This window comes from Flavobacterium bizetiae (genome assembly GCF_902804475.1).
In the GTDB taxonomy this organism is placed as follows: domain Bacteria; phylum Bacteroidota; class Bacteroidia; order Flavobacteriales; family Flavobacteriaceae; genus Flavobacterium; species Flavobacterium bizetiae.
In genome coordinates this window covers 68851-75709 of the sequence record NZ_CADCSU010000160.1, presented here as the reverse complement: position 1 = coordinate 75709, position 6859 = coordinate 68851, and the positions used below count along the sequence as shown (strand labels likewise).

Below are 6859 nucleotides of genomic sequence, written 5' to 3'. Positions count from 1 at the left end.
ATTTGATACTAGAGAAGCTTATAAAAAAGGTAATGCAAGAGATTATACGCCATCAAGAGATTATATTTTCTTTGGAGAAATTTTATCAAATGATAAGAGTTTTGAAGCTTTAAGTTCTAATTTAAAGTATTTGTATGCAGATTCGCTTAGTATAAAAGATCATAAAAAGTGGAAACATAATTTTAGCATTAAAAAGTCAGTAAGTGATGATGATAATTACATGTCAGAAAGCTTATATACTAGTTCGCCTATTTTTATTGATTCAAATATTTATGTGGTTTCGGGTTACTGGTACAACTATATGGGTGGAGCACACGGTTTATACCATACATCATATGATAATTATGAAGTAAGTACTGGAAGAAAAATAGCAATAGCTCAAATTCTAAACATTAAAGATGAAAATTTTATTGAGTTTTATGAAAATAGAATAAGATCAGATTATGGTGATGCAGTGCCATCTACAATACCATTTGCTAATACTTATTATATTTTGCCAACAGGAATTACATTTTCTTATGCTCCTTATGAATTAGTTGGTTTTGCAGGAGGAGAACCACATATTTTTCTTAGCTATGAAGAATTAAAACCATATATTTTAAAAAACACTATTCTGGATAAGTATAATTCGAATTAATAATAAACTAATTTTGATTTAATTAGACAATCAAATTTTTCAGAATAAAAAATACAAATTTATAATTTCGAATATAAATAAATGAAAGACGAAGAAGACGATAACATCATTCCAAACGACGAAGAGAATAATTCTGAAGAGAATCAGCTTGATGACAATCAGGACGGAGATGATTCTGAAGAAATTATTAGTGTAAATGCTAAGAATTTTGAAGGACAGCATTTTTACGAAAACCAGGAAGAAGAAGGAGAGGACGTTATTACTAAAGTAACGGGCATGTACAAAGACTGGTTTCTGGATTATGCTTCGTACGTAATTCTGGAACGTGCAGTTCCGGCGATTGAAGATGGTTTTAAGCCGGTTCAGCGTCGTATTATGCACTCTTTGAAAGAGTTGGATGATGGTCGTTATAATAAAGTTGCCAATGTTGTAGGTCACACCATGCAGTATCACCCACACGGAGATGCGAGTATTGGTGATGCGATGGTACAAATTGGTCAGAAAGATTTATTAATTGATTGCCAGGGAAACTGGGGAAATATCTTAACAGGCGATGGAGCAGCAGCTTCTCGTTACATTGAGGCACGTTTATCTAAATTTGCTTTAGAGGTTTTGTATTCTCCAAAAATTACCGATTGGGGAGTTTCGTACGATGGTCGTCGTGCAGAACCAAACAATCTTCCGGTAAAGTTTCCGTTGCTTTTGGCACAAGGAGCAGAAGGAATTGCGGTTGGTCTTTCGACTAAAGTTTTGCCTCATAACTTCAATGAGTTAATTGATGCTTCGATCAAGATTTTAAAAGGAAAAGCATTTACTTTATATCCTGATTTTATGACACAAGGTATTGCCGATGTGTCAAATTATAATGACGGACTTCGTGGTGGGCGTGTACGTGTACGTGCTAAAATTGCACAATTAGACAAGAATACCTTGGTGATTACGCAAATTCCGTTTTCGACCAATACCACAACTTTGATTGACAGTATTTTGAAAGCCAATGATAAAGGTAAAATCAAAATCAAGAAAATCGAAGACAATACAGCGGCCGATGTTGAGATTTTAATTCATCTTTTTCCGGGTGTTTCTCCAGATAAAACGATCGATGCTTTGTTCGCATTTACCGCTTGCGAAACTTCTGTAGCGCCTTTAGGTTGTGTAATTGAGGATAACAAACCGTTGTTTATTGGAGTTTCTGAAATGTTGAAAATTTCAACACACAGAACAGTTGATTTACTGCGTCAGGAATTAGAAATTCAATTAGAAGAATTAAAAAATAAATGGCATTTTTCTACTTTAGAAAAAATCTTCATTCGTGAAGAAATGTACATTGATTTCAAACTGTATTCAGATAGAGAATCACTTTACAAATATTTATACGATAGATTTGAGCCGTTCAAAAAATCGTTTGTTAGAGAAATCAACGATGATGATTTGCAGCGTTTGACTCAAATCCCGATGATTCGTATTACTCGTTTTGACTCTGATAAAGCGGATGATTTTATCTCGAAGTTAGAGGACGAGATGAAAGAAGTAGAGCATAATTTGGCCAATCTAACTGATTTTGCTATTGCTTACTTTACCAAATTAAAAGAGAAGTACGGAAAAGGGCGTGAACGTCAGACAGAGCTTCGTGTTTTTGATAATGTTGAGGCTACAAAAGTAGTTTTACGTAATACAAAATTATACGTAAACCGCGAAGAAGGTTTCGTAGGAACTAGCCTTAAAAAAGACGAATACGTAGGTGATTGTTCTGATATTGATGATGTTATTGTGTTTTTAAGAGACGGAACACTGATGGTAACAAAAGTTGATGCCAAAACTTTTATCGGAAAAGATATTATTCATGTTGCTGTTTTTGACAAGAGTGATAAACGTACGATTTATAATATGATGTACCGTGATGGTAAATCAGGTCCTTCGTATATAAAACGTTTCAATGTTTCTGGTGTTACCAGAGATAAAGCGTACGATTTAACCAATGGAACAAATGGTTCTCAGGTGGTTTATTTTTCGCATAATCCAAATGGGGAAGCTGAGGTTGTTACCATTTTATTGCGTCAGGTAGGAACAATCAAAAAACTGAAATTCGATATTGATTTCGCTAAGCTAGCCATTAAAGGTAGAGCTTCAAAAGGAAATTTGGTAACGAAATATCCAATTAAAAAAATCGAACTAAAAGAAAAAGGAATTTCGACTTTATTACCAAGAAAAGTTTGGTTTGATGATACGGTTAAACGTTTGAATGTTGATGCCAGAGGTGAATTGTTAGGTGAATTTAAACCAAGTGATAAAATTTTAGTAATTAGTCAGGCAGGTAAATTAAAAGTCATTATTCCGGAATTGTCAACTCATTTTGAGGAGGATATGATTGTTTTGGAGAAATTTAATCCTAAAAAACCAATTTCGGCGATTTATTATGATGGAGAAAAAGAACGTTATTATTTAAAACGATTCCTTGTTGAAAATGAAGGAAAAGAAGAAAGTTTTATAACAGATCATCCAAATTCGCAATTAGAAATTGTTTCTACAGATTATCGTCCGGTAGCGCAACTTATTTTTGCAAAAGTAAAAGGCGTTCAAAAAGAAGATTTACATATTGACGTAGAAGATTTTATTGCTGTAAAAGGCTTTAAAGCTTTAGGAAATCAACTTACAACTGATAAATTGAAACAAGTTAATTTGCTCGATCCTTTACCTTATGAAGAACCCGTTGAAGAAGTTCCTGAAAGACCAGAATTAGATGATGACGATTCCGTTGAAACAGAATTAGATGACGACGGCCAAATAGGATTGGTTTTAGACTAATATAAAAACAGAAAACGCTAAGAGATGATCTTAGCGTTTTTTTATGTAATACATTGTGTCAGTTTAGTTCTCCGGAACATTTGCAATGATTTCTTCCTTGATCCATTTTACTTCTTCATTTTCAATAACAACGGTCATTGTATCGCCGTCTTTTACTTCTCCCGAGATTATTTTCTTAGCCAAAGGTCTTCTTAAATGGCTTCTTATGATACTTTTTATAGGTCTTGCTCCGTATTTGGCATTATAACCATTTTCAGCAAGATAAAGTTTGGCTTCCATTGGAATTTCAACTTTAATATTAATGTTCTTCAGTAAATCCATAAACTCTTTTTTAAGATGGATCTCGAATATTTTTAAGGCGTTTTCTTTACTAATAGGAGCAAAAGGCACAATTTCAGTTAATCGCCCTAAAAATTCAGGTCTGAAATAATTTCCCATAATCTCCATTAAAGAAGTTGAAGTTGGAATTTTACCACTATTGAATGTCTCAACAATATGATCAGCGCCAATATTCGATGTAAACAAGATAATAGCATTCGAGAAATCACCTTCTTTTCCTAATCGATCGTGTAGTTTTCCTTCGTCCATAATTTGAAGAAAAACATCATAGACAGAAGTATGCGCTTTTTCAATTTCATCAAATAAAACAATGGAATAAGGCTTTTGTCTAATTTTATTCACTAATAGCCCTCCTTCTTCATAACCGACATATCCTGGAGGGGCTCCAGGAGTGGGAGTATTTGTGCGATAGCTTTATGAAACAGCTTAAAAACAGATCATCAAACGTATTCCCGTACCGACTTTTTATAGAAGATTAACTTTTGCAAGCCTGACTCTCATAAGTCAGGCTTTCTATTTAAACAAACTATTCAAATTAATATGTTTTTTCTCTTTTAGTTTTTTCACAATTTTTAAAAAAGCAATTGCCGTAATATACGCATCACCTAACGCAGTGTGGCGGTCTTTTTTAGAAATATCAAATTTATCTGCCAGATCGTCTAAAGTATAATGATCCTTTCGTTCGAATAAATGAGACTTGATCAGCGTTTTTTTGTATAAAATAGCAGTGTCTAAGCGTTGATTAGTTAAATGAGGTAATCCATTTCGTTCTAAAGCTTTATTAATCATCGTAACATCAAAAACAGCATGATGCGCAATAATAATCGAATCGCCTAAAAAAGCCAGAAATTGTTGCAGCGCTTCTAATTCAGTAGGGCGCTGGATCACGAAAGCTTTTAAAATACCATGAATCTGAGCTGTCGATTTATCATAATGATCCTGTTCGATGTAAACCTCAAAACTATCCTGAATAGCAATTGTTCCGTTTTGTAAAACCAATGCACCAATACATAATATTCGGTCATTGTCATAATCAAAGCCCGTAGTTTCGGTATCTAAAACGACAAATCGGGTTTCTTCAATCGAAATATTCTCATCAAAGAGATCTTCTTCCTTTTTCCAAAAATTAAATAAACTCATAGTTATACCAAATTTGAAACATTAAAACGAATCGAAATCAATTCCTGAAGTTCTTTAATGGTTTTAAAAGTTCTTTTCAGCTTTATTTTTTCCATTTTAGATAACGATTCCAATGCAATAAATTGTCCGGAATCATGATGCAAAAGTCCTTGTTTGGTTCTGAATTTTAATAATGCCTTAAAGGAATACGAACACGATAAATACAGTTCTCTATTATTAGGTTCTAACTCCGCCAATTTTTCAAAACGTTCTGCCGTATTACTAATCGACTTCACCGAATGGGATAAAATCAAAACTCGTGCAGCATCAGTTAGAGGCATTAAAGCCCTTCTTTTTATATCAAAATGATCTTTGTTCGCGCCATCTTGTTCGACCAGGAATTGTCTGAAAAAACCTGTTGGCGATGGACTCTGCAAAGCACCGCTAACCAAATGAACGTAAAAAATAGGATTTGCTTTTACATTTTCAAAAATAGATTCTGATAATTCATCTACAATCGCAGCATCTCCATAAGTCAAACTATAATCAAAAAAGATAAACGACAATAAAACTTCATTTTTCCCCGGATTTGTGATCCAGTGATGCACCTGATTTTTCCATTCTTCCAAGCTCATACACCATTTTGGGTTCGAAGCCATCATTTCGGCAGGGCAGTAGTCGTAGCCAATTTCAAAAAGCCCTTTATTAACGAGCGCGGCAAATTTTAGGAAATATACTTTTGTTTCTTCTCTAAAAACCTCAGAAACATTTTCATAAACAATCGCATTATCCTGATCCGTGTGCAGCATTTGTTCGCTTCGTCCCTGACTTCCTAAAGCCAGCCACGCAAATTTTACAGGAGGCGGACTGCTCATTTTTTCTAACGAAATTTCTATAACGCGAGTCGTACAAGCCTCATTAAGCTCGGTAATAATCTTAGAAATCAAAGTCATCGGAATGTTCTGATCCAGATATCCCTGAAGCAATTGCATGATTCTCGCACGAATTGGCTTAATTTCTTTTGCCTTTTTAGTCCTTTTAAGAGCTTTTATTAATACTGCAGGATTATTTCCTAAAGCCACCATGACATCATGTTTCGATAAAATACCAACAGCTTTAGTATTTATCGTTCCGTCTTTGGTTAAACATAAATAACTAATATTACTTTTCATCATTGCCATTTGGGCCTCTGTAACTGTCATTTTTTTAGGATAAGTAATAACAGGTTTGGTCATGATGGTTTCTGCAGTTGTCAGGATAGAATAATCTCCGGTTACGATTTTATTGCGCAAATCTTTATCTGTAATGATTCCTATTGGCAACATTTCGTCAACGATTAATATAGCTCCCACTTTTTTCTTGGTCATTATTTTGGCAATATCTCTCGCAGTGGTTGATGGGCCACAGGTAACAATTTTCTTTGAATATTTGATAGGTTGTAAATCAAAAGAATCCCTTTCGGAGTTATTTTCGTGCAATAAATCATCACCATATAATTTATCTTTATGAATATCAGAATACGGGTTTCTGGTATTCGATGCATAACTTTCGATCAGGAAATTACCAACAGTTCTGTTTTCCAGAGCATAAGGTTTAAAAACAGCAATAGGAATAGCGTATAATATAGTCTCTTCATGCGCCACAGCTTCCATAATATAGTTTTCCTGTGCCAAAAGCGGACGTAATCCAAAAATATCACCTTCGTCGCACATGTCTAAAACCGCATTCTTCTGGCTTTTTTTAAGCGCAACAGCACCTTTGTGCACTACATAAAACGAATCGTGCGTTTCCTCGTTTTCTGCAAAGATTACAGCATCTTTATCTTTATAAACAATAGAAATTTGTTCAGATAGTTTTTCCAAATCCTTTTGATGCAAAAAGCTAAAAGGAGGAAAGCCCTTTAAAAAGTCGGCAACTCTATGCGAAATAGTATTTTTCATGCGTAAGATTTAGGTTCTA

General features: G+C 34.2%; 4 protein-coding genes and 1 pseudogene. 2 read left to right on the top strand and 3 right to left on the bottom strand.

The features are described from left to right. Positions 1–637: hypothetical protein (locus FLACOL7796_RS21225; protein ID WP_173972792.1), on the top strand; the 637-nt coding region annotated here is incomplete at its 5' end. Positions 638–718: 81 nt separating this feature from the next. Continuing rightward, complete coding sequence (locus tag FLACOL7796_RS21220) at positions 719–3442, top strand: DNA gyrase/topoisomerase IV subunit A (protein ID WP_173972791.1); 2724 nt, start codon at positions 719–721, stop codon at positions 3440–3442. Between the two features lie 63 nt (positions 3443–3505). Here the strand turns inward: FLACOL7796_RS21220 and FLACOL7796_RS21215 are convergent. From FLACOL7796_RS21215 to FLACOL7796_RS21205, 3 genes and pseudogenes are all read right to left on the bottom strand, one after another. After that, positions 3506–4168: pseudogene (locus FLACOL7796_RS21215) on the bottom strand (AAA family ATPase); the annotation flags it as partial. Between the two features lie 126 nt (positions 4169–4294). Then, a complete protein-coding gene (locus FLACOL7796_RS21210; RefSeq protein WP_173972790.1) occupies positions 4295–4921 on the bottom strand; it encodes a 3'-5' exonuclease in 627 nt (208 codons plus the stop codon). Positions 4922–4923: 2 nt separating this feature from the next. Continuing rightward, positions 4924–6840 (bottom strand): DUF294 nucleotidyltransferase-like domain-containing protein, encoded by a 1917-nt coding sequence (locus tag FLACOL7796_RS21205; protein ID WP_173972789.1) that lies wholly within the window; start codon positions 6838–6840, stop codon positions 4924–4926. Between the last annotated feature and the right edge of the window lie 19 nt (positions 6841–6859).

Bases quoted from the DNA above. Each gene is read 5' to 3' on its own strand.
- FLACOL7796_RS21210 (WP_173972790.1), bottom strand. From the start codon at position 4,921: ATGAGTTTATTTAATTTTTGGAAAAAGGAAGAAGATCTCTTTGATGAG.
- FLACOL7796_RS21205 (WP_173972789.1), bottom strand. From the start codon at position 6,840: ATGAAAAATACTATTTCGCATAGAGTTGCCGACTTTTTAAAGGGCTTT.
- FLACOL7796_RS21220 (WP_173972791.1), top strand. From the start codon at position 719: ATGAAAGACGAAGAAGACGATAACATCATTCCAAACGACGAAGAGAAT.